Here is a 603-nt window from a genome sequence, read left to right as displayed (position 1 = left end):
GACGAGCAGCCCGAGCGCCAGGATGCCCGCGGCCGCGAGCCACTTGGTCCTCGGCGAGGCCTCGCCCGCGCCGGAGGCGTCCGCCCCCTGAAGTGCCCCCTGAAGTGCGTAGACCAGGGTCAGGCCCACGGCCGTCTGGCTGAGGACCGTGAAGCCGACAAGCGGAAGTTCCATGCTCGGGATCATACGTCCTCCCTCCTGACGATCAGGGGCAGCTCGGGCTGGCGGAAGCGCGTGGAGGGGTTCAGCCCCGGCATGCGCGGGAAGCCCGGAGGAAACTGCACGGCGTTGGGGTCATCGAAGGTCGCGAGGTCGATGATGCGCAGCGCCCGCGTGGGGCAGCTCTTGACGCAGGCCGGATCGAGCCCGGCGTCCAGGCGCTGCCAGCACATGCTGCACTTCTCGGCCCGCTTCTCCACGGGGTTGTAGCGCGGCGCGCCGTAAGGGCAGGAGCGGATGCAGTTGCCGCAGCCGATGCACTTCTCCTGATGGTGCACCACCACGCCGTCCTTCTCGCGCTTGGTGTAGGCGTTCACCGGGCAGACCTCGAGGCATTCCGGGTGCTCGCAGTGGTTGCAGGCCAGGGAGTAGAAGGCGCGCTCG

Annotated in this window: 1 protein-coding gene; it reads right to left on the bottom strand. The window is 69.3% G+C overall.

The features are described from left to right. Positions 1–182: 182 nt before the first annotated feature. Positions 183–603, bottom strand: a 421-nt coding sequence (locus DSX2_RS13660; RefSeq protein ID WP_020881668.1) for a 4Fe-4S dicluster domain-containing protein, incomplete at its 5' end; no start/stop codon positions are given.

Source organism: Desulfovibrio sp. X2 (assembly GCF_000422205.1).
GTDB lineage: Bacteria > Desulfobacterota > Desulfovibrionia > Desulfovibrionales > Desulfovibrionaceae > Alkalidesulfovibrio.
This window is presented reverse-complemented; position numbering and strand designations above follow the sequence as displayed.